This is a genomic window from Ruegeria sp. K5 (genome assembly GCF_056531805.1).
This window is the reverse complement of the sequence record NZ_JBQFML010000001.1, coordinates 154142-177697: the sequence shown is the minus strand read 5'-3', so window position 1 is coordinate 177697 and position 23556 is coordinate 154142. Positions and strand designations below refer to the sequence as shown.

The following is a 23556-nucleotide window of genomic DNA, read 5'->3' as shown; positions in this document are numbered from 1 at the left end:
TTGATATGGGCGAGAGCGACGCAACCGATCTCGCCTTTTCCTGCCAGTGCGGCAAGCTGACGGGCCGCATCACGCGTGACGGTGCGCGCCTCGCCACGCATGCCGAGTGCTTTTGCCATGATTGCCGCGCGGCCCAGTTGTATTTCGGTCAGCCCGACCCAGCCCCCGGTCCAGTTGAGGTTTTCCAGATCGCCCCCGAAGAGTTTGTGATCGAAACCGGCCATGAACATCTGGCGGCAATGAAACTCAGCCCCAACGGCATGTTGCGCTGGTATGCCAAATGCTGCAACGTGCCGCTTGCGACCACACCACGCGGACCAAAATTCCCATTTGCCGGTGTGATCGCCGCCCGGATCGCCGATAACTCGGCCCTTGGTCCGATCACAACGCGCGGGTTCATTCCCCAGCCCAACGGCAAGCAAAAGCACGAGGGGCTTGGCCCGGCCATCATCGGTTTGGTTCGACGTGTTGCCAAATCCCGTCTGTCCGGCAGTTGGAAGAAAACTCCGTTTTTCGACCCGGCGACAGGCGAACCTGTGGTGCCCCCCAAACTGATCGACAAATCCGAACGCGACGCGCTTTACCCGTAGCGGGGTCTGGACGGCACCTGAAGCCAGCTTTGCATCGCATTGGTCACAACGCCCGGTTCCTCTAACGTCGGCAAGTGCCCTGCATTGTCCAACAGGTGCAAATCTGCGTTCGGGATCATGTCTGCCATAAAGCCGAGTTTGCGCGCAGGGGTCAGCGTGTCATGCTTTCCCCCCAAGACCAGACTGGGCGCTTTGATCCGGCACAGGGTGCTTTGCTGGTCCGGTCGCCTTTGCAAGGCACGCATCTGCCGCACAAAAACCTCGGGGCCCAGATCACCCGCCATCGCAAGCAGATCGTTCAGGATCGGGATCCGTTGCGGACCCGGCGCCAGCGCGTCCGAGCCCACGACCTTGCGCATTACCTCATCCAGACGCCCCGCCTGCGCCCCGATGATCAGGTCTTCGCGTGCAGCCGCGATTTGCGGCGTGTCGGCCTGCGCATCGGTCGAGATCAGACACAGCCGCGACACCCGATCCGGCGCGCGCCGCATGATTTCCAACGCAACCACACCGCCCAGGGCAAGCCCGGCCAGCGCAAACCGATGCGGCAACTGATCCAATAGGCTCGATGCAATTTCTTCGACCCGCTCTCCCAGTGAAATGGGGGCAACAGTCACGGCCCGTTCGCGCGACAGCACGTCGATCTGCGGGCGAAACAGTCGAGCGTCACACATAAAACCAGGTAACAACACCAACGGCTCGATCACGCGGGGCCTCCATCAGTTCGGATATCCGAACCCCTTCGTTTTCCCCCAGAATGAGAGTTTTGCCGCGACCGGGCAAGCGAAACTTCACGGGTAGGTGATGCCGCGAAAACTGGGAAAATCAGCATATCGGGCCTGCCGGGCTGCCAGTGTTTCCTCAGGCTCGGCTCCGGGCCGCAGCAGGCATCCGCGGGGCGCGATATAGCTGTCGATCCGACGCATCGGCGTAGGCCGCCAGACAAGGTTGAAAGCGCAGAGTTTGGGAAAGAACCAGATCTCGGAATAGTCCAGATGATCATGCATCCACCACGCCAGATCGCGCCAATCGCGCCCCTGTTCGTATTGGTCGGCAAACCACGGGATCACAATCGAGGCCCCGGCAATCCGCGCCGCGCCCTCGCCGCGATCCCAGATGTGACATTCCAAAGGGTTGTCATTGCGCGCGCAGTTCAGTTTGTTTTCATTGCCGAATTGGTTCAGCGACGGCGACCGATAGCCGGACCGCACTGCTATTCGGCCAAAGGTTTCCTCTAACGGGTCAAGCAGCGTCTGGCAAAAGGCGCGCCCGGTCTCAATCGCCAGATCCGGGTTGTCGGGGATGTTCTGGCGTTCGTGAAAATTGCCAATCTCGGAATACAGAAAGTCCCGCATGAAGAAATGCCGCGACAGGCGCACACGGCCCAGCGTCTCAAGGCTCCACATACTGGCCGGTTTACGCATCATCGGCTCCGATCGGAAACGGCAAGGGCGGCTATTGAACCCCTAACCCTTTCAGCCAATCCAGAATACCGGCAACCGTCGCGTCTGTTTGCCCGGGTGACATCAAGCGACCGGAAATAACATGGGATGACGGATCATCGCCCGGCCCCATCGTGACCAACTCAACCGTTGCCGGAGCGCCCCAAGCTTCAGCCACCTTATGAGTCCGGTCGGGGCGAACGACCTGATCGTCATCCGAGAACCAGAACAGGGCCGGGACCAGAGCGTCCGAGAAATCGAGCGCATAGACCGTTTCAACCAGAACTGTCATGGGCACCACGGCCTCCCAAGGATAGACCGAAGACCAGTATTTGTTCTTTTCCGGATCCGGGCCGGATACATCGCGTTCCTCCCCCATCAGAATCGGCAACCACTCCCGCGCCCAAGGCAGGCCGGGGATAAAGGCCGCAGGGGTGTTAACGCCGAAGTTGGGCGACACAAACACCATGCCAACAACATCCGCACTCAGCTCGGGATCACGCGCGGCAGCCGCAGCCAGTGTGCCCCCGGTCGAGGTCGACATGACGATCACCTTGTCCCCCACGGCCCGCGCGGCGGCCAACCCCTCTGCCATGTCCTGCATCCACCCCGAGGCGGTTGCATCGCCCATCGCAGACCCATCGCGCCCATGGCCTTGCAGGCGGGTATAGACCAGATTGGCCCCCAGCGCGTCGGCGACCCTGTCGGGAACGGGCCGGATTTCCTCGGAACTGGCCGAGAACCCATGCACATACAGCACCGAATAGGGCGTGCGCTGCTCGTTGAAACCATCCTGCCAGATCACACGCTTTTCGACGCCCGGAACAATATCGTCATAGGCCGCTTCGGTGCTTTCGAAATAGACCTGAACGCCCTCGCCAAACTTGCGCGGATCAAAGCTTGGGTGAAGGTTCACCTCTTCCCGCGGCCCGAACCAGTAAATCAGGCCCCCCACGACAACCAGCGCCAACAGCAGGCGCCCGAGAATCCATCCAAAACGCCGCATCAGCCCTCCCCCATCACGTCAAGAACCGCTTGTTCGATCAGCCCCAGACACGGACCGTCCGAGAACCGATGATCCGCATCCTTGACCAACAACAGATGCATATCCGGGCTGGTCGCGTGCTCCAGCAGACGCACAGCCGTTTCCGTGGACACCGCCGTATCCGCCGTTCCCTGCAGGCACCTCACCGGGAATGGCAGGTTCAAGGCCGACCGCAGCACTAATCGCTGCCGCCCATCCTCGATCATCCGCTTGGTGATAATGTAAGGCTCCATATAGTCCGAGGGCAGCTCGACATGGCCAACCTCCTCCAATGCCGCCTTCTGCGCGTCAGTGAACGAGGCCCAATACCCATCCTCGGTAAAGTCTGGCGCAGCCGCGATTGTGACCATGCCTGCAATCCGCTCAGGGTTCGCCCGCGCCAGCAACAGCGCCTGCCACCCGCCCATGGATGAACCGACAACGATCAACGGCCCTTCGGTCAATGCCGCAACAGCGGCCAGTGTATCCTCATGCCAATCCCCGATGCAGCCATCGGTAAACGCCCCGGAACTCTCTCCGTGCCCCGAATAGTCGAACCGCAAAAACGCCTGCCCCCGCGCCTGCGCCCAGGCCTCAAGATGCACCGCCTTGGTGCCTTCCATATCCGATTTCAGCCCGCCCAGAAAAACGATGGTCGGCCCCGCCCCCTCACTCTTGTGATAAGCCAACCGCCGCCCCTGCGCCGTCTCCAGAAAATTCGTCGCTGCCATGAAACCCTCATTCCTTTCTCATCATCATGCACGCCCCACCCCCAAGTGCAATTCCAGGATCCCTCTTCATCTGGCTAAAAATATCTCGGGGAGCGCGAGGGGCTGGCCCCTCGCTCCGCCCCTTGACACACACGCGCCGGCCTGCCAAACGAGCCAGACACACATAACCCGCAACCGGGCGTTCAGTGGGCGCCAAACCGACGAGGAGAGCCAGACCATGGCCCTGGATTCAAAATCCGTCTCACTCACCTTTCCCGATGGCAATGCACGTTCTTATGACGCAGGCGTCACGCCTGCGCAGGTGGCTGCCGATATCTCGACCTCGCTGGCGAAAAAGGCCATCTCGGCCACGGTGAACGGCCAGCATTGGGACCTGCAATGGCCCATCGAGTCTGATTCCGACATCGCCATTCACACCATGAAGGACGAAGTTCAGGCCAACGAACTGATCCGTCACGACCTGGCCCATATCATGGCGCGCGCGGTGCAGGAAATCTGGCCCGACACCAAGGTCACAATCGGCCCGGTGATTGATAACGGCTGGTACTACGACTTCGACCGCGCCGAACCCTTCACCCCCGAAGACCTCGGCCTGATCGAGAAAAAGATGAAGGAAATCATCAATAAGCGCGACACCGTGACCACCGAGGTCTGGGACCGTCAGCGCGCGATCGATTTCTACACGGCGAATAATGAGCCCTATAAGGTCGAACTGATCGAAGCCATCCCGGGCGACGAACCGCTGCGCATGTACTGGCATGGCGACTGGCAGGACCTGTGCCGCGGCCCGCACCTGCAGCACACCGGACAAGTTCCGGGTGACGCGTTCAAACTGATGTCCATCGCCGGTGCCTACTGGCGCGGCGACAGCAGCCGCCAGATGCTGCAACGCATCTACGGCGTGGCCTTCACCGGCAAGGAAAAGCTCAAAGCGCACCTGCATATGCTGGAAGAGGCCGCCAAGCGTGACCACCGCAAGCTGGGCAAGGAGATGGACCTGTTCCACCTGCAACCCGAAGCGCCGGGCCAGATTTTCTGGCACCCGAACGGCTGGACCATCTACACCATGCTGCAGGACTACATGCGCCGTCAGCAGAAACGCGGCGGCTATGTCGAGGTCAATACCCCACAGGTCGTCGACCGCAAATTGTGGGAGGCCTCGGGCCACTGGGACAAGTATCAGGAAAACATGTTCATCGTCGAAGTCGATGAGGAACATGCCCGCGACAAGGCGGTCAATGCGCTCAAGCCGATGAACTGCCCCTGCCACGTGGAAATCTTCAAGCAGGGTCTGAAATCCTATCGCGATCTGCCGCTGCGCATGGCCGAGTTCGGATCGTGCAATCGGTACGAACCCTCGGGCGCGCTGCACGGCATCATGAGGGTGCGCGGGTTCACGCAGGACGACGCGCATATCTTCTGCACCGAAGAGATGATCGCCGATGAGACCAAACTGTTCCTCAACTTCCTGTCCAACGTCTACAAGGACCTCGGGTTCGAGAACTTCAAGGTCAAGTTCTCGGATCGGCCCGAAGTGCGCGCCGGGACGGATGAGCAGTGGGACAAGGCCGATGAACTGCTGAAAGCCGCCTGTGACGCGGCTGGATGTGCCTATGATCTGAACCCGGGCGAAGGTGCGTTCTATGGACCCAAGCTGGAGTTTGTTCTGACCGACGCCATCGGGCGCGACTGGCAGTGCGGCACCCTGCAGGTGGACTTCATTATCCCCGAACGTCTGGGCGCGACCTATATCGCAGCGGATGGTGAACGGCACACGCCGGTCATGCTGCACCGCGCCTGCCTTGGTTCGTTCGAACGTTTCATCGGTATCCTGATCGAGGAACACGCGGGCAAGCTGCCGTTCTGGCTGGCCCCGCGTCAGGTCGTTGTCGCCTCGATTACCTCGGATGCAGATGACTATGTGATGGACGTGGTCGAAACGCTCAAGGCCGCCGGTGTCCGCGCCGAGGCGGATATCCGCAACGAGAAGATCAACTACAAGGTCCGCGAGCATTCGGTCGGCAAAGTGCCGGTCATTCTGGCCGTCGGGCACCGCGAAGTTGAAGACCGCACCGTCAGTGTCCGCCGCCTTGGCGAAAAACAGACGCAGGTTCAATCCCTTGAGGCTGTAACAATTGAGCTGGGCCAGGCCGCAACCCCGCCCGACCTGCTGTAACATTCGGCACCATATCGCCGGAAATCCGACCCCTCGGAAGGGGTCGGATTGTAACATTTCCTCTTTTCTTTCTTAAAAACAGTATATTAACCTGCAAGGGGCCAATCTGTACCCTGACACGGTTGTGAGACACGGGCTCGTGAGTTTAACTGTAGCCAACTACCCACTACCTTAGTCACTGTCACAAGCAGACATACCCAGTCATCAAGAGGATTTCAGAGATGTCGAACACAGCAAAAACCCTTGTCATCGCCAGCGCAGTCGCAGCCGCCGTATCGGGTGCAGCGACCACAGCAACCGCTCAGGCCAAAGAAAAGTGCTATGGCGTTTCGCTGGCTGGTCAGAATGACTGCGCAGCAGGCCCCGGCACCACCTGCGCGGGCACCTCGACCGTTGATTATCAGGGCAACGCATGGACCTTGGTCGATGCAGGCACCTGTGCCGATATCGAACTGCCCGCACAGGCAGACGGCACCCCGCGCCAAGGCTCGCTGGAAGAGCTGGACCGCGACCTGCCGGCATAAGCTTCGGCCAAACGACTCGTAGGGGGCGGGCAATATCGCCCGCCCTTTTCTTCGCGATGAAGGAGCGTGCAAATGCTGGATGATGCCCTCAGGTCGAACCGCCTGCCCGCAGCGCCGGGTGTCGGATACAAACCGCAGCATTTCGCCCAGATTCTGGACCACGCCCAGCCCGTCGCATGGCTTGAGATTCATGCCGAAAACTACATGGGCGACGGTGGTCGCCCGCTGGCGCAACTGCGCCATCTTTCAGAACAATTCCCGATCTCGGTTCATGGCGTCGGCCTTTCCATCGGCGGCGAAGGCCCCTTGGACCCGGATCATCTGGCCCGGCTGAAACATCTGGTCGGCTGGCTGAACCCGGCCAGCTTCTCAGAGCATCTGGCCTGGTCCACCCATGACAGCCATTTCTTCAACGACCTGCTTCCGCTGCCCTACACGGATGCGACGCTGGCACGGGTCTGCGCGCATATCGATCAGGTGCAGGACACTGTCGGTCGGCAGATGCTGCTGGAGAATCCCTCCAGCTATCTGGCGTTCGAGGAAAGCACATGGTCGGAACCCGATTTCCTGCGCGAGATCGCCAAACGCACCGGCTGCGGGCTGTTGCTGGACGTGAACAACGTGTTTGTTTCAGCCACCAATCTGGACTTCTCGCCGCAAGGTTATATCGACGCCTACCCGCTGGATCAGGTGGGGGAAATTCACCTCGGCGGCCATGATGAGGACGAAGACGACCACGGCCACCCCCTGCTGATCGACAGCCACGGGCGCGAAGTTGTGGATCCGGTCTGGGCGTTGCTGGACTATGTTTTGGAGCGCTCTGGTCCCAAACCTCTGCTGGTCGAATGGGACACGGATGTCCCCGACTGGCCGGTTCTGCGGGCCGAGGCCGAACGCGCGCAAGCGGCGCTGGACAGGGTTCCGGCATGACCGTCTCGCAAACGGAGTTTCACGCGGCCTTGCTGGACGCGAAGACCCCGGTTCCGGACGGGCTGACCGATGCCGAGGCGCAACCGGCGGGCCGTCGGTTCAGCGTCTACCGCAACAATGTCGCCGTTTCCCTGACCGAGGCCATGCATCAGGCCTTTCCGGTGATCGCCAAGCTTCTGGGCGCGCAGAACATGGACGGGCTGTCCGGTATCTTTCTGCGGCAACACCCGCCGACCTCGCCCCTGATGATGTTCTATGGCGAGGCGTTTCCCGCGTTTCTGGCCGACATGCCACAACTTGCGCATCTGGCCTATCTGCCAGATGTGGCGCGGCTGGAACTGGCCCTGCGACAATCTTACCACGCGGCCGACAGCCAAGCGGCCCCGGCAGATGCGCTTGCCGTCCCGCCCGAGGATGTGATGCAAGCGCGGCTGACGTTCGCGCCGTCGATGCGGATCATCCGCTCGGACTGGCCCATTCACGCGATCTGGCGGTTCAATTCGGAACCGGATGCCCCGAAACCCACCACCGGAGCCGAGGATGTGCTGATCACCCGCCCCGAATTTGATCCGGCCCCACATCTGCTGCCACCGGGCGGCGCAAACTGGATCGGACATATTCAGTCAGGCAACACCATCGGCGAAGCGTTCGAAAAGACCGCTGCGGAAACACCTGACTTTGATCTTGGAACCACTCTGGCACTGCTTCTGCAAGGCGGTGCAATAACCTCTGTGACTATCGAAAGGCTGGCGACATGACTGCCCTGATTTCAATCCACAACAACGTTCTGGGTAAGGTAGACCACGCGTCCGGCTGGCTCACACCGACGCTTGCGCGGCTGGTCTTCATCGCGGTTCTGCTGGTCTATTACTGGAATTCGGCCATGCTGAAGATCGACGGGTCGATCTTTTCGCCCTCCAGCGGGGCGTTCGGGCAGATCTTTCCCAAAGCGGCCGAGGCGGTCTTGTGGGACGTCACGCAGATGACCTTCTTCCAGCGCATCGTGATCTTCTTTGGCACCGTGGCCGAATTTGTCCTGCCCGCCCTGCTGCTGGTTGGCCTGTTCACACGCTTGGCCGCGCTGGCCATGATCGGCTTTGTCTGGGTCCAAACCATTGTTGATGTCACCGGCCACGGCGTCAAACTGGGCAGCCTGTTCAACGCTGCGCCCGATCTGATGGATCAGCGTGTGATGTGGACCTTCCTGTTCCTGGTGATCGTCATCCATGGCGCAGGTCCGCTGTCCCTGGACCGCTTGCTGCGCCTGAAATGATCTACAGCGTTTTGCGTTTTATCTGAGAAGCATTCATCGGAATGCGCGTTCGACCAAAGGGAGAGGCAGCGCATTCCGATTCAAGTTTAACGCAAAGCGCTTCAGAAATGCGCCTTGGGCTCGTCCGGTTTTCCAGCGGCGAGCCCAAGCACCCCGGCCACACCGGCAAACGCAATCGGGAACATGGTGAAGACACCGAACCCGAACGCGTAATACATCCCCGCCGCCGACACCAACAGCAAGACACCCGCCACCAGCGCGCGGGCATGGGCCATTGCCCCACCGACAAGAGCCAGCAGCGGTGCCACGATGGACGCCGTCTGGATCAAAGCGGGATTGTCCACCTGCTCGGCGATGCCATCGATATCGCCGAAATGCTTGATCGCCTCAACATATCCATATCCAAAGAACCCAACAATCATCCCGACCAAACCGGCGATGACACCCAAAATCATTGCGGCGTTTCGCATAAATTATCCTCGCAGTTGCGCCTGATCAGATAAGTACCCGATCACGCCACGCCAAGCTTTGCGCGCGCCTCGGCGGTCCAACCTAACGTCAATGCTCCGTCATTTTCGATCAGCGGGCGCTTCATCAGCGTCGGATGGTCTTGCAGCAATTCCAAAGCCGGGCGCGTGCGCTGCGCCTCATCCAATCCACGCCAGGTTGTCGAGCGGGTGTTGAGCAAAGCCCCGCCGAACTCGGCAAAAGCCTGCGCCAGTACAGTTTCGGGAACTCCGTCGCTGCGCACGTCTAAAAACTTGGCATCTGGTAGTGATTTCAGCGCCTTACGGCAGGTGTCGCATGTTTTCAGACCATAAAGGCGCATTTGGGGACTGCTCCGGTATTTGTTTCAATTTTAGGCGATTGTGCCAGTTTCCAGCGGTTATTCTTGATTTTTTACTTCACCGTGCAATGTTGAAAAAGGTGAAACGTGCAAATCGGACTGTAACCCGATCAGGAAACAGTCCGTTTTTTGCGGTCTTGCCAACCACCGCCCCACCAATTTGTGGGACAATGCGAAAGTAGAAGGAGACACGGGAGATGCCAACTGGCACCGTGAAATGGTTCAATACCACCAAAGGCTATGGGTTTATTGCCCCTGACGAAGGGGGCAAAGATGTGTTTGTTCATATCTCGGCCGTAGAACGGTCCGGACTGACCGGGCTCGCAGACAATCAGAAAGTCTCGTACGAGTTGCAGGACGGGCGCGATGGCCGTCAGATGGCAGCTGATTTGAAGCCGTTGTAACGACGCCCCCGTGTGACGCGGGGTTCTTCAATTAAGATTGGCGGCCAATTTCCGGCCGTCAATCGCCCCCTTTTCCGGCGAATGCCCTACCCCCGTGCTGGCTTGTCCTCGGCATGCGTGTGCCAGTCTTGTCCCATCGCAACGATGCAGGACGTACCGGCGGCATAGGTCACGACCATGGTCCAGTCGCCCCTTTCGCTGCTCCAGACCTCCATGATCTGTTCAGGGCCACGCATTCCCGTTGCCACACGCTCGGACCGGAATTGTCCCTTGAGCTTGTCATGTAGCCGTTGAGTCGGCTCGCACAACACCTCGGCAATCGGGGATTTGGCCTGCGCGGGCACAGCCAGCGCAAAGGTCAGGCCCAGAACGGAAAGAAACGAAGCATGGGTCATGAAACCAAGGTAACAGTTTCATGACAACCTGTATAGCGGATTGATATGCGCCCAGTTCAGCCTTCGCGGATGATGGCCTCAAACTCACGCCATTCGCGCGCGGTCATTCCCGAGTTGTCTTGCGTGACCGTTTCACCCGCCAACATCCGACGCAGACTGTTGACCATCTGAGCCGACAGATTGACCGCGCCAAGGCGATAATCCTCGAACGCGCGATATGCGAATGGGACCCAATCGGCCACGATCTTGCACATCATCTCGGCATAGACCCGGATCTCGTATTGCGCATGCGGGTCAGCGCGCAGGCGCAGGAAGTGGAACAGGTTGTGCAGGTCGACCTTCCAGTACCACTGCGTATAAACGTTCGCGGGCAGGTTCATCCGCGCCAATTCGCGCGCCAGCCCCTGTTGGCCGTCCTGATTGATCATCGCCTCGTAATTGTCATAGCAACGGGTGCTGTCTGCCTTCAGGATTTCCAGCACGCGCGCGGCCTCTTCTCCTTCCAGCGCCGAACCGCGCCCCTGATTGTTCACCTCGGACTGGGCGGCGACATGTTCGGGCGCGGGGATATAGAACTCACGATCCAGAATCGAATACCGCGCCGAGTATTCGTTCACATTGGCGGTCCGGTGGCGAATCCACTGACGGGCCACAAAGACCGGAAGCTTGACGTGCAGCTTGACCTCGCACATCTCGAACGGGGTCGAGTGCCAGTGCCGCATCAGATAGCGGATCAGCCCCTCATCATTCTGGACGGATTTCGTGCCTTTGCCATAGGACACGCGCGCCGCCTGACAGATCGCGGCATCGTCGCCCATATAGTCGATCACGCGCACAAAGCCGTGGTCCAGCACCTGATGCGCGGTATACAGGTGATTTTCCATTCCCGCTGCAACGACGCGGCGTGTTTGATGCGACTGCGCGCGTTGCGCTTCGATCTCGGCCTGTTGGTCGGCAGACAGCGGCATGAAAACATCCTTTCCGATAATGAGTCGCCGCCTACTATATATCGTCAATTCCGGCGCTGGAACCGCATGATGTGCCGCACATGGACGATTTCCGGAAATGTGTTCGCAGCCCCCCTCGACACGCCCCCGCAGCGCGCTAAGCTGATGGCGAACTCATGCAGAATAAGGATTGCCGTGATGGGGCTGAAATATCTTCACACTATGGTTCGGGTGAAAGATCTGGAAAAATCTCTGGCGTTCTACGAGTTGCTCGGCCTCAAGGAAACACGCCGCTATGACAGTGAAGAGGGCCGGTTCTCGCTGATCTTCATGGCGCCTCCGGGGCAAGAGGATCGACCGATTGAACTGACCTATAACTGGGATGGCGACGACGAGCTGCCAAATGACAGCCGCCATTTCGGCCACCTCGCCTATGGGGTCGACAATATTTACGAGACATGCCAGCACCTTCAGGACAATGACGTGGTGATCAACCGGCCCCCGCGTGACGGGCGCATGGCATTTGTGCGCTCGCCCGACAATATCTCGGTCGAACTGCTGCAGAACGGCGATGCGCTGGAACCGGCGGAACCCTGGGTCAGCATGGGCAACACCGGCCACTGGTGATCCGCACCTTGATAGCCGTGGGTCTGGCCGCGCTGGCCAGCCCTGCCCAGGCCGAGACCTGCCGTCTGGCCCTGGCACTGGCGCTGGATATTTCGGTGTCGGTGGATGAAAGCGAAGACTCGCTGCAACGGCAAGGGCTGGCCGCCGCCCTGATCGCGCCCGAGGTTCAAGAGGCCTTTTTCTCCTCACCCATGCCCGTTGCCCTGGCTGTTTACGAATGGAGCGGGCGGTCCACGCAGCATATCATCATGGATTGGCGGATGATCCGGAACACCGGCGATCTGCTGGCCGCCGCGACACAGATCAGCCAATCCGAACGGTCGGATGCCGGGTCGGCTACGGCGATGGGCTATGCGCTGGCCTTTGGGGCGACCTTGCTGCAACGGGCCCCGCCCTGCCTGTTTCAGACGATCGATCTGTCGGGGGACGGGTCGAACAATGACGGGTATGGCCCGCAGAACGCCTATCGGCACTTTCCGTTCCGCGACGTGGTGGTCAACGGGCTGGTCATCAATGCCGCTGATTTTGAAGGCGAATTGTTCCTGATCCCGTTTTTTGAGAACAACGTTCTGCACGGCCCCGGCGCGTTTCTTGAGGTGGCGCAGGGGTTTGAAGATTTCGAACGCGCAATGCGCCGGAAACTGGAACGGGAATTGCGGGGCCTGCAAATTGGGGCGTTGCAGGACGTGACCGAATGATGCTGCGCATCCTGATGACATCGCTGTGTCTGCTCGCGACTCACGCCACCGCTCAGTGCAGGCAGGCTCTGGCCTTGGGGTTGGACGTGTCGGGCTCGGTCGACGCGCAGGAGTACAGGTTGCAACTGCGCGGGCTTGCGGCAGCTCTGCGTCGTCCGGACGTAGCGCGTTTGATCCTGTCCAATCCTGGCGCGCCTGTACGGATTGCCGTGTTCGAATGGAGCGAACCCGATCATCAGAAACTGCTGTTGGACTGGACCGAGATCCGCACCCAGTTTGATCTGACCCGCATTGGGCAACAGCTAGATGCCGTGAAACGCAGCCCTGCCCCGCAAGGCACCGCCGTGGGTTCGGCCATGGCCTTCGGTGCCAATCTGCTGATCCGGCAAGAGTGTTGGAAGCGGACGCTGGACCTATCCGGCGATGGCAAACACAATCTGGGGCCGCATCCGCGCAAAGTAAAATCTCAACTGCACTCCACCGGCATCACAATCAACGGGCTGGTCATTGGCGCAGACGATCCGAGACAAGGCGATCAACGGCAGGTGCAGGTCGGTGAGCTTTCAGCCTATTACAACACTTGGGTCATCCTCGGCCCGGATGCGTTTGTCGAGGTCGCCCTGGGATTTGATGCCTACGAAGATGCCATGGCGCGCAAACTGATCCGAGAGCTGGAGGGCCTTGTGCTGTCGGACGCGCGCCCCGGATCAGTAGATATAGCGGATTTGGTCCGTCCAGTAACGCTCGACCCGGCGCAATGAGTTTGTAATATCATCGATCCCTTCCAGGCCCAGCACACCGCGATTTTGCAACCCTTCGGCATGGCGGGCAAACAGGTCTGACACAATGTCCCGAATCTCGCGCCCGCGCGGCGTCAGGCGCACCCGGACCGAACGTCGGTCTATCTCGCACCGTTGATGGTGCATATACCCCATCTCAACCAGTTTCTTGAGGTTGTAGCTGACATTGCTGCCCTGATAGTAACCCCGGCTCTTCAACTCACCCGCCGTCACCTCATGATCGCCGATGTTGAACAGCAACAGCGCCTGAACTGCGTTGATTTCCAGCACGCCGACCCGCTCGAACTCGTCCTTGATCACGTCCAGAAGCAAGCGGTGCAACCGTTCCACCAGGGCCAGCGCCTCAAGATAGCTGGTCATGAACCCTTTGGTCCCCGGTGCCGAGACCTGCAATTCCATACTCATCCAACCCTCCGATTCAGTCGTGCCTTTCCGACACGATGAACCGAAATCCCGAAAAATCAGTTAAGTCTGTTTTATCCTTACTTTTGAAAGGTCTGGGCGATATCCGCGATCAGGTCGGCCAGTGCCTCGGGCGGTTGGACCTGCCCTGTCACCCATTGATACAGGTCCTGATCGTTTTCGCTGAGCATCGCATCATAGGTGTCCAGACCGTCGGCATCCATTCCGTCAAGATTGCGGTCAGCATAGGCGGTCAGGATCAGGTCCATCTCTTTGATGCCCCGCCGCATCGACCGCATTTTCATCCGTTTGATCCGAATATCGCGGGGTTCGGTCATTTGCTGGCCTCCAGCATCAGGCGCAGTTTCTTTTCCAGCCGCGCGGCGCGTTCCGAGCAGGCGCGCATCTCGCCCCGGATGGCGCGCAGTTCGGCCACGGCCCCCGCCAGATCCAGATTTGCATGCTCTTCGTCCACAGGCGCATCCATCCCCTCGCCTTCGCCGGTCAGCAGCCACTTGATCGAGACGTTGACCATCCCCGCCATCATCGACAGACGGTTGGCGCGCGGCTCGGACAGGTCGTTTTCCCAATCCCCGATCGTTGACTTCTTGACCCCAAGCCGACGCGCCAGTTCGGCCTGAGTCATCCCCGCCGCCTCGCGCGCGCCTGCCAGCCGATCCCCAAATGTCGCCGCGTCTGGTCCGAACCAATCGTTTTCGTCGCTCATTCAGGTCTCCGATTCCCGGTTTCATATCGCTTGATCGTCATTCGGGCGCACCCTATGACAGTCAGGCTGAACATACAAACCGAGGCCGCCCATGAGTTTCCTGTCTGCGACATTGTCCCGCGTCAAACCTTCGCCGACCGTCGCAATGACGGCTAAAGCGGCCGAATTGAAGGCCGCCGGGCGGGATGTCATTGGCCTCAGCGCCGGTGAGCCCGATTTCGACACGCCGCAGAACATCAAGGACGCCGCCGTTGCCGCGATTGCCGCTGGCAAAACCAAATACACGGCCCCCGACGGCATCCCCGAGCTGAAACAGGCCGCTTGTGCCAAGATGAAGCGCGATCACGGTCTGGATTACACACCCGCACAGATCTCGGTCGGGACCGGCGGCAAGCAGACGCTTTATAACGCGCTGATGGCCACGATGAATGACGGGGATGAGGTTATCATTCCCGCCCCCTATTGGGTCAGCTACCCGGATATGGTGCTGCTGGCCGGTGGCACACCGGTTGTTGTCGAAACCAGCGTCGAGAACAGCTTCAAACTGACACCCGAGCAGCTTGAGGCCGCGATCACCCCCAAGACCAAGTGGTTCATCTTCAACTCGCCGTCGAACCCCACCGGCGCAGGGTACAGCCGGGATGCGTTGAAAGCTCTTACCGATGTGCTGATGCGCCACCCGCAGGTCTGGATCATGTCGGACGACATGTATGAACATCTGGCCTATGACGGGTTCGAGTTTTGCACCCCTGCCGAGGTGGAACCGGGGCTTTATGATCGCACGCTGACCTGCAACGGGGTTTCCAAGGCCTATGCGATGACCGGCTGGCGCATTGGTTACGCGGCCGGGCCGGTCGAGATCATCGCAGCCATGCGCAAGATCCAGTCTCAGTCGACCTCGAACCCCTGCACGGTCAGCCAATGGGCGGCGGTCGAGGCACTGAACGGAACGCAGCATTTTCTGGCCACCAACAACGAGATTTTCAAACGCCGCCGCGATCTGGTGATCGGCATGTTGAACGAGATTGACGGGGTGCAATGCCCCACCCCCGAAGGCGCGTTCTATGTCTATCCGTCCATCGCCGGGCTGATCGGCAAGACCACCCCTGCAGGCACCCTGATCGACAATGATGAAGCCTTTGCCACCGCCTTGCTGGAAGAGGCCGACGTCGCCGTCGTCTTTGGTGCCGCCTTTGGCCTGTCGCCGAACTTCCGCGTCAGCTACGCAACCTCGGACGAGGCACTGACCGAGGCCTGCACCCGCATTCAGACCTTCTGTGCGTCCTTAACCTAGGCGGAGCCTTTCATGTCCACTGAATTGCCAGAATACTACTTTCGTGTCCGCGAGAATGGTGCGGCAGTCTTTCGGATCGACACCGAGAACCGCCAGCGCCGGATCGAGATGGACCAGATCGCGGTCATCAATATCCGCAACGGCGAGGTCAAACCACACGGGCAACGCACGCTGAGCGAGGCCGACAAGACCGAAATCGCGCGCTGGATGGACGAACGTAAGGCCCTGCTGGCCCAGCGCGACATCGACGACATCCATCGCGCGGTCGATTACCTGAACCTGACCACCCAGTGGGCGCAGTCCAAAGCGACGGACGAACAGCTGGAAGACGTCACCGACAGGCTTTTGATGGCAATGCACGATCTGCGCTCGGTCCTGGTGCGCAAAAAAGCGGACCGGATGGGGAAAGAGTAACGGCTATTCCGCCGGAACCCCAACCTCGCGCACGGAACGCATCCAGAACCGGGCCATCAACAGCACCGCCGCGCAGGCCAGTCCAAGCACAAGGCCCAGCCAGACGCCAATTCCGTCCATCCCGCGGATAAAGCCGAAATAGTATGACGACGGAAGCCCCACGACCCAATAGCTGAGCGCCGCCATCAGCATCGGAATTTTCGCATCCTGCAAGCCGCGCAACAGCCCCAGCGCAATGACCTGAGCACCATCCACCAGTTGGAACAACGCGGCCATCGCCAGCAGCCCGGTACCGATCATCAGGATCTGCGCGCGCTGCGGGTCGTCCGCCTCCATGAACAGGGAAATCAGCGGCTCGGCGCAGGTCAGGAACAGGATGATCGTCAGCACGGACATAACCAGCGACATGGCAGTGACCGCGATTGCACCTTTCTCAAGGTGCGGGCGATCCCGACGGCCCAGCGCGTTGCCAGCCCGAATGGTCGCGGCGTTGGACAGGCCCAGATGCACCATGAAGGTGGCCGATGCCAGATTGAGCGCGATCCCGTGCGCGGCCAGAGGTACCTGCCCCAGCCAGCCCATCATGACAGCCGATGTGGCGAACAACGTCACCTCGGCCAAAGTCGTCAATCCGATGGGTACACCAAGGCGCAGAACGCTTCCGAACATCTCCCAATCGGGCCGCCAGAACCGGCGGAACAGGCTGTGTTCCGGCAGCACTTTCACGGCATAAATCACAACCGCCACCAGCGACACGACCTGCGTCACGATCGAGGCGATCGCCGCCCCCATGACCCCAAGCTCGGGCGCGCCCCAATTGCCGAAGATCAGCGCATAATTCGTCAGACCGTTGACGACCGCAGCGACAACGGTGATCCAAAGGACGATCTGTGTGCGCTCCAGCGCCGCAAGGTAGGATTTCAGCACCATCACCAGCAGCGCCGGGAACAGACCCCATCCGGCCACACGCAAGTATTCCGCTGCGGTTTCAGCCACTTGCGGCTCTTGCTTCAAGGCGATCAGGATCGGGTGCGACCACCACAGCAGCGGCATCATCAGCGCCGCATACAGCAAGGACAGCCACAGCCCCATCCGGGTCGAGCGGCGAATGCTGGTCTCATCCTCTTCGGCCGCAGCGGTGGCCACCATGGGCATGACAGCCCAGCCGAACCCGGCCCCAAACAGGAACAATACAAAGTAATAGCTGCTGGCCAGCGTCACCGCCGCCAAAGCCTCGACCCCGTACCAGCCCAGCATGATCGTATCGGTCAAGCCGATGGCAAACTGCGCCAGATGTCCACCGACCAACGGCAGGCCCAGAACAGCAATGGCCTTGAAATGGGCCGGATATGTCATCACCTTGTTCATCCGACCAGCCATATGCCCGGCTTGACGCCGGGACAAGACCAGATCAAGCAAATTTCAAATTGAGACTAATCCGGCCTCTGCCTGCCATCGGTGCAACGCGAAACAGGGGGAACCTTCAGCGCGTCTCGGGGTGCAGGGCAGTACCCAGAATATGCTCGGACCGGTGGATGACGTGATGGGCCTGCCCGACGATCAGGGGATCGGGTTCGCCAACGATCTCATGATCCTTGCCGGGGTAGTCCAGCGTCGATAGGAAATGGCGCATACAGTTCAAACGCGCGCGTTTCTTGTCGTTCGATTTGACAATGGTCCAGGGCGCATCAGCGGTATCGGTGTAGAAAAACATCGCCTCTTTCGCCTCGGTATAGTCGTCCCATTTGTCCAGGCTTGCCTTATCGATGGGCGACAGCTTCCATTGTTTCAATGGATCGGTCTCGCGGCTTTTGAACCGGCGCTGTTGCTCGTCCTGCGTGACCGAGAACCAATATTTGTAAAACTGAATGCCCGAGCGGACCAGCATCCGCTCCAGATCCGGTGTCTGCCGCATGAATTCCAGATACTCGTTGGGCGTGCAGAACCCCATCACACGTTCCACCCCTGCCCGGTTGTACCAGGACCGGTCGTAGAACACCATTTCGCCCACTGTCGGCAGTTCCTGCACGTAGCGTTGGTAATACCACTGGCCCTTCTCTTCCCATGTCGGTTTGTTCAACGCGACCACACGCGCCTGACGCGGGTTCAGATGCTCCATGAACCGTTTGATCGTGCCGCCCTTGCCGGCCGCGTCGCGCCCTTCGAACAGCAGGACAAAGCGCTGCCCTGTCTCCTGTGCCCAAAGCTGCACTTTCAGCAGCTCGGCCTGTAACAGCGCCTTTTGCTTTTCATAGGCCGGACGGGCCATCTTGCGCCCATAAGGGTATTTCCCACTTTCAAACGCCTTGCGGATTTCTTCCGGGCCGGGTGTTGAGTTTTGCGTGTTTTGAGGCGGAACCTGCTGGTTCGGAACGGATTTCAGATCGAGTTGAGCCACTGCGTCCATGCACATTTTCCTTTTTCACTGTCCTGCAGAAGCTCTAGCAGAAACAGGGAAAATGCGCTTTGATTGGTATCAAACTGATGCCCGAAAACGCCGATTGTTCCGAAGTCGTAGGAGAGAGAGTTGGACAGCACCTTCACCGATCTGAACGGCCAGACATTTTTTGTCCGAACATGGGGCGACAAGGCTAATCCTCCGTTGCTGATGCTGCACGGGTTTCCGGAATATGGCGGTGCGTGGGTCGATCTCGCCCCGTATCTTTCACAGCACTTCCTCTGCGTCGCACCGGATCAGCGCGGATACGGACAAAGCTGGGCGCCAGAAGGCGTTCGGCACTATGCGCTTTCAAAGCTGGTCGGGGACATGGCGACGCTGATCGAACAACTGGGGGCACCGCTTGCCGTTCTTGGGCACGACTGGGGTGCATCGGTGGCCTACGGGTTGGCGATGTTCCGGCCTGATCTTGTCAGCCATCTGATCATCGCCAACGGTGTGCATCCGGTTCCGTTTCAGCGGGCCATGGCGGCGGGAGGCGCGCAATCCGAGGCCTCGCAATACATCAACCTACTGCGCGCGTCCGATGCCGTGCAAAAGCTGGCCGATAACCGCTTTGCCAGGCTAGAGCGGTTCTTCCGCCACGGTATGGGCCTTGACTGGCTGTCTGATGACCGGATGGAGGACTACCGGGCCGAGTGGGCGCGCCCCGGACGGCTGGAGGCGATGTTGAACTGGTACCGCGCCTCACCCCTGGTCGTGGCCAAACCGGGTGAACCGCTGACCCACCTGCCTGAATTGCCGCTGGACCGGCTTCATATCACCTGCCCCCATCTTCTGCTTTGGGGCCCAGAGGACAAGGCCCTGTTGCCCGAAACAACAGAAGGGTTAGAGGACTTTGCGCCAGACCTGACGCGGATCGCGATTCCGGGAACCGATCATTGGCTGCACCACCAGAACCCCAAAGCCGTGGCTGAGGCAATTCTGGGCTGGCTCGGACATCCCTCATAAACCTTACCGATGCCCCCAATCGTCAGGATTGTCCGAATTGTTGGGCGACAGGCCCAGCACATCGCCCTTGGTCGAGCAGCCCAGCCCCAGAACCGTGCGGTTCGCGTAAGAGAAATAGGCGCAGACCTGATTGATCTCGAGGATTTCGCCATCGTCCCACCCGGCCTCCCGCAGGGCAATCACATCCGCCTCGACCATTTCCGCCGGAGCTTCGGTCAACTTTCGCGCATACCCCATCGCCGCAATCTGCGCCCTGTTCAGCGGCGCATCATCGGGACGACGCTGCTCAATCGCTGCTCGGATCTTATCGCCACGTGCCGGGTCCTTCAGCAGCCTTTGCAAGCCGTTGAAATGATGCTCGACACAATAGCTGCATTGATTGAGCGAACTGACCCAAACACCAAGCGTCTCAAGAAACCACTTCGGCACCGTGTTGCCCGAATGATGCAGCACGTTTTTGTAGATCGCCATATGGCCTTCCATCGAATGTGGCCGCAGCGAATGCGCCATCATGATGTTGTCCACATTGTTGCCGGGCCCCGTGACCCGCTCATAAAGGGTTCGTAGCTTCCCCGTAGCTTCGGCAAAGGGAATTGTTCTGATCCAGCTCATACGCGGCCTGCCCGTTTTGGAGAGTTTCAGGCAACATATAAACAACAGAACCCATGCCCGAGAAGAGCGTGTATCGCCTGAATATCCCTGCCAGCCCCCGGTAATCACTAAACACGACTGAAATGTGTTTTTTCACACCCATGTCGTGTATTGTAGAATTCTATTTGTTGAAAAAGTTGTACCGCGCGAGTTGGCAGAATGAAATTTGTCACGATTCTAGAAATAGATAACGACCCGCTTGGCTTTACGGATGTCACCGTCCTGAATTCCTTTCAGGTCGCCGTTATTGACGATGACGATACGCTGGAAGACCCTGATGCCGATGGCAGTCAGCAGTTGGATGTATCCAGCGTTCCGGGGTTCATCGGTGATTCAACAAACTTTCAGACCTTTGAAACTTATAGCGGAGACATTGGCGGATCGCCGGTCACATTCACGCTGATTCAGTTTTCCGACCCCCAATACATCATTGTCACATCAGGCAATGTGGATGTTGGCGACACGATCGAAAACACCAACAATTCGATCATCACCGCCCCGCCGGTGGATTATGACACCCTGCCCTCTTTCGTCTGCTTCACTGCCGGGTCGCTGATCCTGACCCCGTCTGGAGACAAGCGGATCGAGACCCTGCGCCCGGGCGACCCCGTAATCGTTGCGGATGGCAGCAGCCGCCCTGTCCGGTGGATCGGACGGCGGCACCTTTCGGTGCGCGACCTGAGAAGACAACCGAAATTTTGCCCCATTCGCATCAGAGCCAACAGTTTTTCGCACGGCTGCCCGGCGCGCGACCTGCTGGTTTCGCCGCAACACCGGATCGTTGTGTCGTCTTACAATACGCAGCTGTTTTTCGGCGACGACCTGATGCTGGCCCCGGCCAAGGGTCTTGTAACCGGCGACGCGATCTCTCAACTGCCGCCGGACCGGGACGTGGATTATGTTCATATCCTGTTCGACCAGCACGAACTTGTCCGTGTCGAAGGCGTCTGGTCCGAGACATTCTTTCCCGGCGACACAAGCCTTGACGCCATGACACGTGCCACCCGGCAAGAGCTTCTGGACCTGTTTCCCGAGCTCATGACGCCCAATGGTCCATTCAGCGAAACCGCCCTACCTGTCCTGAAACCGCATGAGGCGCGTTTGCTGCGATCTGATCTAACCTCTCCTGCCGGAACTGTCTTTCCGCTTTAGCGTTTGAAAGGGACGGCACACCGTCAATCCAAGTTCGACGGTGATCGCAAGCAATTTGTCCACAACACCTCGTGGCCCTCTTCCCCCGAACCACATCCCCTGCCATAATGGGGGAAACTCAAAAGCAAGAGCAGCCCATATGCCCGACGATCTGTTGACGCCTGACGCGACCACTACCTATGACGCCTCGTCCATCGAGGTGCTGGAAGGTCTGGAACCGGTCCGCAAACGCCCCGGCATGTATATCGGCGGCACGGATGAGCGTGCGCTGCACCATATGGTGGCCGAGATCCTCGACAACTCGATGGACGAAGCGGTTGCAGGCCATGCCAACCGGATCGAGGTGGAACTGCACGCAGATTACGCCCTGACCGTTCGCGATAACGGGCGTGGCATCCCGATCGATCCGCACCCCAAGTTCCCCGACAAGTCGGCGCTTGAGGTGATCCTGTGCACCCTGCACGCGGGCGGCAAGTTCTCTGGCAAAGCGTACCAGACCTCGGGCGGTCTGCACGGTGTGGGTGCGTCGGTGGTGAACGCTCTGTCGGATTCGATGGTCGTACAGGTGGCGCGCGACAAGACGCTGTTCGAACAACGGTTCTCTCGCGGTGTCCCTCTGGGCCCCGTGGAAAAGATCGGCGCAGCCCCCAACCGGCGCGGCACCACGGTGACATTCCACGCGGATGCCGACATCTTCGGCCACCACAAGTTCAAACCCGCGCGGCTGTTCAAATCCATCCGCTCCAAGGCCTACCTGTTCTCAGGCGTCGAAATCCGCTGGAAATCCGCCATCGATGACGGTGAAACCCCGACCGAGGCCACCTTCCATTTCCCCGGCGGCTTGTCCGACTATCTGAAGGAAACGATGAACGGCTCGTCCACCTATGCCGAGCAGCCCTTTGCGGGCACCGTGGATTTTCAGGAAAAATTCGGCACCCCCGGTAAGGTCGAATGGGCGATCAACTGGACGCCCTCGCGCGATGGGTTCATTCAGTCTTACTGTAACACCGTCCCCACGCCCGAAGGCGGCACCCATGTGGCCGGGTTCTGGGCTGCGATCCTCAAGGGGATCAAGGCGTATGGCGAGCTGATCAACAACAAGAAGGCCGCGCAGATCACTCGTGATGACCTGATAACCGGCGGCTGCGCGCTGGTGTCGTGCTTTATCCGCGAACCGGAATTTGTCGGCCAGACCAAAGACCGTCTGGCCACGGTCGAAGCGCAGCGGCTGGTCGAAAACTCGGTCCGCGACCATTTCGACAACTGGCTGGCGGCTGACACGAAATCCGCCGGCGCCATTCTCGACTTCCTGATACTGAGAGCCGAAGAACGTCTACGCCGACGGGCCGAGAAGGAAACACAACGCAAGTCCGCCACTAAGAAACTTCGTCTTCCCGGCAAGCTGGTGGACTGTTCTAGTTCAACACGCGACGGCACGGAATTATTCATTGTCGAGGGCGACTCGGCGGGCGGGTCCGCCAAAATGGGCCGCGACCGCAAAACACAGGCCCTGCTGCCCCTGCGCGGTAAAATCCTGAACGTGCTGGGCGCGGCCAGTTCGAAACTTGGTACGAACGCCGAGATCAACGACCTGACCCAAGCGCTGGGTGTGGGGCTTGGCACCAAGTTCAACGTCGACGACCTGCGCTATGACAAGGTCATCATCATGACCGACGCGGATGTGGACGGGGCGCATATCGCCTCGCTGCTGATGACGTTCTTCTTCACCCAGATGCGGCCCATGATCGACGCGGGCCACCTGTATCTGGCCTGCCCGCCCCTGTACCGCCTGACCCAAGGCGCCAAGCGCGTTTACTGTCTGGACGAGGCCGAGCGGGATGAGTGGCTGGAAAAAGGTCTGGGCGGCAAGGGCAAGATCGACGTCTCGCGCTTCAAGGGTCTGGGCGAAATGGACGCCAAAGACCTGAAAGAGACCACGATGGACCCAGGCAGCCGTAAACTGATCCGCGTCACGATTGATGAGGACGAACCCGGCGAGACAGGCGATCTGGTCGAGCGCCTTATGGGTAAGAAGCCCGAACTGCGGTTCCAATACATTCAGGAGAACGCGCGGTTTGTGGAGGAGTTGGATGTTTGAG

The 23556-nt window shown here is 59.6% G+C and carries 29 protein-coding genes; 15 read left to right on the top strand and 14 right to left on the bottom strand.

The genetic code is table 11. The features are described 5' to 3' along the window. Positions 1 to 5: 5 nt before the first annotated feature. The gene (locus ACR0MO_RS00935; RefSeq protein WP_170449683.1) at positions 6 to 590 is read left to right on the top strand and encodes a DUF6151 family protein; all 585 of its coding nucleotides are present in this window, start codon (positions 6 to 8) and stop codon (positions 588 to 590) included. On the opposite strand, the gene ACR0MO_RS00930 is transcribed toward ACR0MO_RS00935, so the two are convergent. The 4 genes from ACR0MO_RS00930 to ACR0MO_RS00915 all read right to left on the bottom strand — a co-directional run bounded on the left by ACR0MO_RS00930 (position 581) and on the right by ACR0MO_RS00915 (position 3787). Continuing rightward, complete coding sequence (locus ACR0MO_RS00930; RefSeq protein WP_170449679.1) at positions 581 to 1297, bottom strand: alpha/beta fold hydrolase; 717 nt, start codon at positions 1295 to 1297, stop codon at positions 581 to 583. The genes ACR0MO_RS00935 and ACR0MO_RS00930 overlap by 10 nt on opposite strands. A gap of 84 nt (positions 1298 to 1381) precedes the next feature. Then, entirely contained in the window at positions 1382 to 1996 is a 615-nt protein-coding gene (locus tag ACR0MO_RS00925; protein ID WP_170452995.1) for a hypothetical protein, read from the bottom strand. 49 nt (positions 1997 to 2045) lie between these two features. Next, positions 2046 to 3038, bottom strand: a complete 993-nt coding sequence (locus tag ACR0MO_RS00920; RefSeq protein WP_480889304.1) for an alpha/beta hydrolase — start codon at positions 3036 to 3038, stop codon at positions 2046 to 2048. Then, a complete protein-coding gene (locus ACR0MO_RS00915) occupies positions 3038 to 3787 on the bottom strand; it encodes an alpha/beta fold hydrolase (protein WP_170519600.1) in 750 nt (249 codons plus the stop codon). Before ACR0MO_RS00915 ends, ACR0MO_RS00920 begins: the two co-directional genes overlap by 1 nt. Before the next feature lie 217 nt (positions 3788 to 4004). Between ACR0MO_RS00915 and thrS the strand changes: the two genes are divergently transcribed. The 5 genes from thrS to ACR0MO_RS00890 all read left to right on the top strand — a co-directional run bounded on the left by thrS (position 4005) and on the right by ACR0MO_RS00890 (position 8690). After that, a complete protein-coding gene (gene thrS / locus ACR0MO_RS00910) occupies positions 4005 to 5963 on the top strand; it encodes a threonine--tRNA ligase (protein WP_170449653.1) in 1959 nt (652 codons plus the stop codon). A 221-nt stretch (positions 5964 to 6184) separates the two neighbouring features. Then, the gene (locus tag ACR0MO_RS00905) at positions 6185 to 6487 is read left to right on the top strand and encodes a BufA1 family periplasmic bufferin-type metallophore (RefSeq protein ID WP_170449650.1); all 303 of its coding nucleotides are present in this window, start codon (positions 6185 to 6187) and stop codon (positions 6485 to 6487) included. A 72-nt stretch (positions 6488 to 6559) separates the two neighbouring features. Next, a complete protein-coding gene (gene bufB, locus ACR0MO_RS00900) occupies positions 6560 to 7417 on the top strand; it encodes an MNIO family bufferin maturase (protein WP_480889301.1) in 858 nt (285 codons plus the stop codon). Then, the gene (locus tag ACR0MO_RS00895) at positions 7414 to 8175 is read left to right on the top strand and encodes an HvfC/BufC family peptide modification chaperone (RefSeq protein WP_480889298.1); all 762 of its coding nucleotides are present in this window, start codon (positions 7414 to 7416) and stop codon (positions 8173 to 8175) included. Before bufB ends, ACR0MO_RS00895 begins: the two co-directional genes overlap by 4 nt. Further along, positions 8172 to 8690 (top strand): DoxX family protein, encoded by a 519-nt coding sequence (locus ACR0MO_RS00890; RefSeq protein WP_480889295.1) that lies wholly within the window; start codon positions 8172 to 8174, stop codon positions 8688 to 8690. Before ACR0MO_RS00895 ends, ACR0MO_RS00890 begins: the two co-directional genes overlap by 4 nt. A gap of 101 nt (positions 8691 to 8791) precedes the next feature. Here ACR0MO_RS00890 and ACR0MO_RS00885 read toward each other — a convergent pair whose 3' ends face one another. Both ACR0MO_RS00885 and ACR0MO_RS00880 read right to left on the bottom strand, forming a co-directional pair. Then, entirely contained in the window at positions 8792 to 9160 is a 369-nt protein-coding gene (locus ACR0MO_RS00885; RefSeq protein WP_170449639.1) for a hypothetical protein, read from the bottom strand. 41 nt (positions 9161 to 9201) lie between these two features. After that, the gene (locus ACR0MO_RS00880) at positions 9202 to 9519 is read right to left on the bottom strand and encodes an ArsC/Spx/MgsR family protein (protein WP_480626199.1); all 318 of its coding nucleotides are present in this window, start codon (positions 9517 to 9519) and stop codon (positions 9202 to 9204) included. A gap of 215 nt (positions 9520 to 9734) precedes the next feature. Between ACR0MO_RS00880 and ACR0MO_RS00875 the strand changes: the two genes are divergently transcribed. Further along, positions 9735 to 9941, top strand: a complete 207-nt coding sequence (locus tag ACR0MO_RS00875; protein ID WP_008758035.1) for a cold-shock protein — start codon at positions 9735 to 9737, stop codon at positions 9939 to 9941. Between the two features lie 86 nt (positions 9942 to 10027). Here ACR0MO_RS00875 and ACR0MO_RS00870 read toward each other — a convergent pair whose 3' ends face one another. Further along, a complete protein-coding gene (locus tag ACR0MO_RS00870) occupies positions 10028 to 10336 on the bottom strand; it encodes a hypothetical protein (RefSeq protein ID WP_170519620.1) in 309 nt (102 codons plus the stop codon). 56 nt (positions 10337 to 10392) lie between these two features. After that, positions 10393 to 11304 carry an FAD-dependent thymidylate synthase gene (gene thyX, locus ACR0MO_RS00865; RefSeq protein ID WP_480872304.1) on the bottom strand — a complete coding sequence of 304 codons (912 nt, stop codon included), beginning with the start codon at positions 11302 to 11304 and terminating at the stop codon, positions 10393 to 10395. A 177-nt stretch (positions 11305 to 11481) separates the two neighbouring features. On the opposite strand from thyX, the gene ACR0MO_RS00860 reads away from it, so the two are divergent. Genes ACR0MO_RS00860 through ACR0MO_RS00850 form a run of 3 tightly spaced genes read left to right on the top strand, consistent with a single transcriptional unit; the run spans position 11482 to position 13369 of the window. Then, a complete protein-coding gene (locus ACR0MO_RS00860) occupies positions 11482 to 11910 on the top strand; it encodes a VOC family protein (protein ID WP_170449626.1) in 429 nt (142 codons plus the stop codon). Continuing rightward, positions 11907 to 12608, top strand: a complete 702-nt coding sequence (locus tag ACR0MO_RS00855) for a DUF1194 domain-containing protein (RefSeq protein ID WP_480781103.1) — start codon at positions 11907 to 11909, stop codon at positions 12606 to 12608. The genes ACR0MO_RS00860 and ACR0MO_RS00855 overlap by 4 nt, the downstream gene beginning before the upstream one ends. After that, positions 12605 to 13369, top strand: a complete 765-nt coding sequence (locus ACR0MO_RS00850; protein ID WP_480626202.1) for a DUF1194 domain-containing protein — start codon at positions 12605 to 12607, stop codon at positions 13367 to 13369. The genes ACR0MO_RS00855 and ACR0MO_RS00850 overlap by 4 nt, the downstream gene beginning before the upstream one ends. On the opposite strand, the gene ACR0MO_RS00845 is transcribed toward ACR0MO_RS00850, so the two are convergent. From ACR0MO_RS00845 to ACR0MO_RS00835, 3 genes are all read right to left on the bottom strand, one after another. Beyond that, on the bottom strand, positions 13316 to 13813 hold the full coding sequence (locus tag ACR0MO_RS00845; protein WP_170449617.1) for a winged helix DNA-binding protein: 498 nt from the start codon (positions 13811 to 13813) through the stop codon (positions 13316 to 13318). The genes ACR0MO_RS00850 and ACR0MO_RS00845 overlap by 54 nt on opposite strands. 77 nt (positions 13814 to 13890) lie before the next feature. After that, positions 13891 to 14148: a succinate dehydrogenase assembly factor 2 gene (locus tag ACR0MO_RS00840; protein ID WP_170519632.1), complete on the bottom strand. Its 258-nt coding sequence runs from the start codon at positions 14146 to 14148 to the stop codon at positions 13891 to 13893. Further along, complete coding sequence (locus ACR0MO_RS00835; RefSeq protein ID WP_170622043.1) at positions 14145 to 14537, bottom strand: helix-turn-helix domain-containing protein; 393 nt, start codon at positions 14535 to 14537, stop codon at positions 14145 to 14147. Before ACR0MO_RS00835 ends, ACR0MO_RS00840 begins: the two co-directional genes overlap by 4 nt. A gap of 91 nt (positions 14538 to 14628) precedes the next feature. Here ACR0MO_RS00835 and ACR0MO_RS00830 point away from each other — a divergent pair, with 91 nt between their 5' ends. Together ACR0MO_RS00830 and ACR0MO_RS00825 are read left to right on the top strand one after the other, a co-directional pair. Beyond that, the gene (locus ACR0MO_RS00830) at positions 14629 to 15831 is read left to right on the top strand and encodes a pyridoxal phosphate-dependent aminotransferase (protein WP_170622044.1); all 1203 of its coding nucleotides are present in this window, start codon (positions 14629 to 14631) and stop codon (positions 15829 to 15831) included. A 12-nt stretch (positions 15832 to 15843) separates the two neighbouring features. After that, the gene (locus tag ACR0MO_RS00825; protein ID WP_170622045.1) at positions 15844 to 16245 is read left to right on the top strand and encodes a hypothetical protein; all 402 of its coding nucleotides are present in this window, start codon (positions 15844 to 15846) and stop codon (positions 16243 to 16245) included. A 3-nt stretch (positions 16246 to 16248) separates the two neighbouring features. Here ACR0MO_RS00825 and ACR0MO_RS00820 read toward each other — a convergent pair whose 3' ends face one another. Then, complete coding sequence (locus tag ACR0MO_RS00820; protein WP_480626204.1) at positions 16249 to 17601, bottom strand: MATE family efflux transporter; 1353 nt, start codon at positions 17599 to 17601, stop codon at positions 16249 to 16251. Positions 17602 to 17728: 127 nt separating this feature from the next. Further along, positions 17729 to 18652, bottom strand: a complete 924-nt coding sequence (gene ppk2 / locus ACR0MO_RS00815) for a polyphosphate kinase 2 (RefSeq protein WP_170449603.1) — start codon at positions 18650 to 18652, stop codon at positions 17729 to 17731. 120 nt (positions 18653 to 18772) lie between these two features. On the opposite strand from ppk2, the gene ACR0MO_RS00810 reads away from it, so the two are divergent. Then, positions 18773 to 19654, top strand: a complete 882-nt coding sequence (locus ACR0MO_RS00810) for an alpha/beta fold hydrolase (RefSeq protein ID WP_480708376.1) — start codon at positions 18773 to 18775, stop codon at positions 19652 to 19654. Positions 19655 to 19657: 3 nt separating this feature from the next. Here the strand turns inward: ACR0MO_RS00810 and ACR0MO_RS00805 are convergent, their stop codons facing one another. Further along, positions 19658 to 20266, bottom strand: a complete 609-nt coding sequence (locus ACR0MO_RS00805; protein WP_170449600.1) for a peroxidase-related enzyme — start codon at positions 20264 to 20266, stop codon at positions 19658 to 19660. A gap of 198 nt (positions 20267 to 20464) precedes the next feature. Here ACR0MO_RS00805 and ACR0MO_RS00800 point away from each other — a divergent pair, with 198 nt between their 5' ends. Together ACR0MO_RS00800 and parE are read left to right on the top strand one after the other, a co-directional pair. Then, the gene (locus tag ACR0MO_RS00800; protein ID WP_170449597.1) at positions 20465 to 21457 is read left to right on the top strand and encodes a Hint domain-containing protein; all 993 of its coding nucleotides are present in this window, start codon (positions 20465 to 20467) and stop codon (positions 21455 to 21457) included. Between the two features lie 139 nt (positions 21458 to 21596). Beyond that, entirely contained in the window at positions 21597 to 23555 is a 1959-nt protein-coding gene (parE, locus tag ACR0MO_RS00795) for a DNA topoisomerase IV subunit B (protein WP_480889289.1), read from the top strand. Position 23556: the final 1 nt, after the last annotated feature.

Excerpts from the sequence above, each read along its gene's own strand:
- ACR0MO_RS00890 (WP_480889295.1), top strand. The coding sequence starts at position 8,172 with ATGACTGCCCTGATTTCAATCCACAACAACGTTCTGGGTAAGGTAGAC.
- thrS (WP_170449653.1), top strand. The coding sequence starts at position 4,005 with ATGGCCCTGGATTCAAAATCCGTCTCACTCACCTTTCCCGATGGCAAT.
- ACR0MO_RS00835 (WP_170622043.1), bottom strand. The coding sequence starts at position 14,537 with ATGAGCGACGAAAACGATTGGTTCGGACCAGACGCGGCGACATTTGGG.
- ACR0MO_RS00915 (WP_170519600.1), bottom strand. The coding sequence starts at position 3,787 with ATGGCAGCGACGAATTTTCTGGAGACGGCGCAGGGGCGGCGGTTGGCT.
- ACR0MO_RS00935 (WP_170449683.1), top strand. The coding sequence starts at position 6 with ATGGGCGAGAGCGACGCAACCGATCTCGCCTTTTCCTGCCAGTGCGGC.
- ppk2 (WP_170449603.1), bottom strand. The coding sequence starts at position 18,652 with ATGGACGCAGTGGCTCAACTCGATCTGAAATCCGTTCCGAACCAGCAG.
- ACR0MO_RS00805 (WP_170449600.1), bottom strand. The coding sequence starts at position 20,266 with ATGAGCTGGATCAGAACAATTCCCTTTGCCGAAGCTACGGGGAAGCTA.
- ACR0MO_RS00925 (WP_170452995.1), bottom strand. The coding sequence starts at position 1,996 with ATGTGGAGCCTTGAGACGCTGGGCCGTGTGCGCCTGTCGCGGCATTTC.
- parE (WP_480889289.1), top strand. The coding sequence starts at position 21,597 with ATGCCCGACGATCTGTTGACGCCTGACGCGACCACTACCTATGACGCC.
- ACR0MO_RS00800 (WP_170449597.1), top strand. The coding sequence starts at position 20,465 with ATGAAATTTGTCACGATTCTAGAAATAGATAACGACCCGCTTGGCTTT.
- ACR0MO_RS00895 (WP_480889298.1), top strand. The coding sequence starts at position 7,414 with ATGACCGTCTCGCAAACGGAGTTTCACGCGGCCTTGCTGGACGCGAAG.
- bufB (WP_480889301.1), top strand. The coding sequence starts at position 6,560 with ATGCTGGATGATGCCCTCAGGTCGAACCGCCTGCCCGCAGCGCCGGGT.
- ACR0MO_RS00845 (WP_170449617.1), bottom strand. The coding sequence starts at position 13,813 with ATGAGTATGGAATTGCAGGTCTCGGCACCGGGGACCAAAGGGTTCATG.
- ACR0MO_RS00840 (WP_170519632.1), bottom strand. The coding sequence starts at position 14,148 with ATGACCGAACCCCGCGATATTCGGATCAAACGGATGAAAATGCGGTCG.
- ACR0MO_RS00905 (WP_170449650.1), top strand. The coding sequence starts at position 6,185 with ATGTCGAACACAGCAAAAACCCTTGTCATCGCCAGCGCAGTCGCAGCC.
- ACR0MO_RS00825 (WP_170622045.1), top strand. The coding sequence starts at position 15,844 with ATGTCCACTGAATTGCCAGAATACTACTTTCGTGTCCGCGAGAATGGT.
- ACR0MO_RS00860 (WP_170449626.1), top strand. The coding sequence starts at position 11,482 with ATGGGGCTGAAATATCTTCACACTATGGTTCGGGTGAAAGATCTGGAA.
- ACR0MO_RS00920 (WP_480889304.1), bottom strand. The coding sequence starts at position 3,038 with ATGCGGCGTTTTGGATGGATTCTCGGGCGCCTGCTGTTGGCGCTGGTT.
- ACR0MO_RS00875 (WP_008758035.1), top strand. The coding sequence starts at position 9,735 with ATGCCAACTGGCACCGTGAAATGGTTCAATACCACCAAAGGCTATGGG.
- ACR0MO_RS00820 (WP_480626204.1), bottom strand. The coding sequence starts at position 17,601 with ATGACATATCCGGCCCATTTCAAGGCCATTGCTGTTCTGGGCCTGCCG.
- ACR0MO_RS00885 (WP_170449639.1), bottom strand. The coding sequence starts at position 9,160 with ATGCGAAACGCCGCAATGATTTTGGGTGTCATCGCCGGTTTGGTCGGG.
- thyX (WP_480872304.1), bottom strand. The coding sequence starts at position 11,304 with ATGCCGCTGTCTGCCGACCAACAGGCCGAGATCGAAGCGCAACGCGCG.
- ACR0MO_RS00850 (WP_480626202.1), top strand. The coding sequence starts at position 12,605 with ATGATGCTGCGCATCCTGATGACATCGCTGTGTCTGCTCGCGACTCAC.
- ACR0MO_RS00880 (WP_480626199.1), bottom strand. The coding sequence starts at position 9,519 with ATGCGCCTTTATGGTCTGAAAACATGCGACACCTGCCGTAAGGCGCTG.
- ACR0MO_RS00870 (WP_170519620.1), bottom strand. The coding sequence starts at position 10,336 with ATGACCCATGCTTCGTTTCTTTCCGTTCTGGGCCTGACCTTTGCGCTG.
- ACR0MO_RS00830 (WP_170622044.1), top strand. The coding sequence starts at position 14,629 with ATGAGTTTCCTGTCTGCGACATTGTCCCGCGTCAAACCTTCGCCGACC.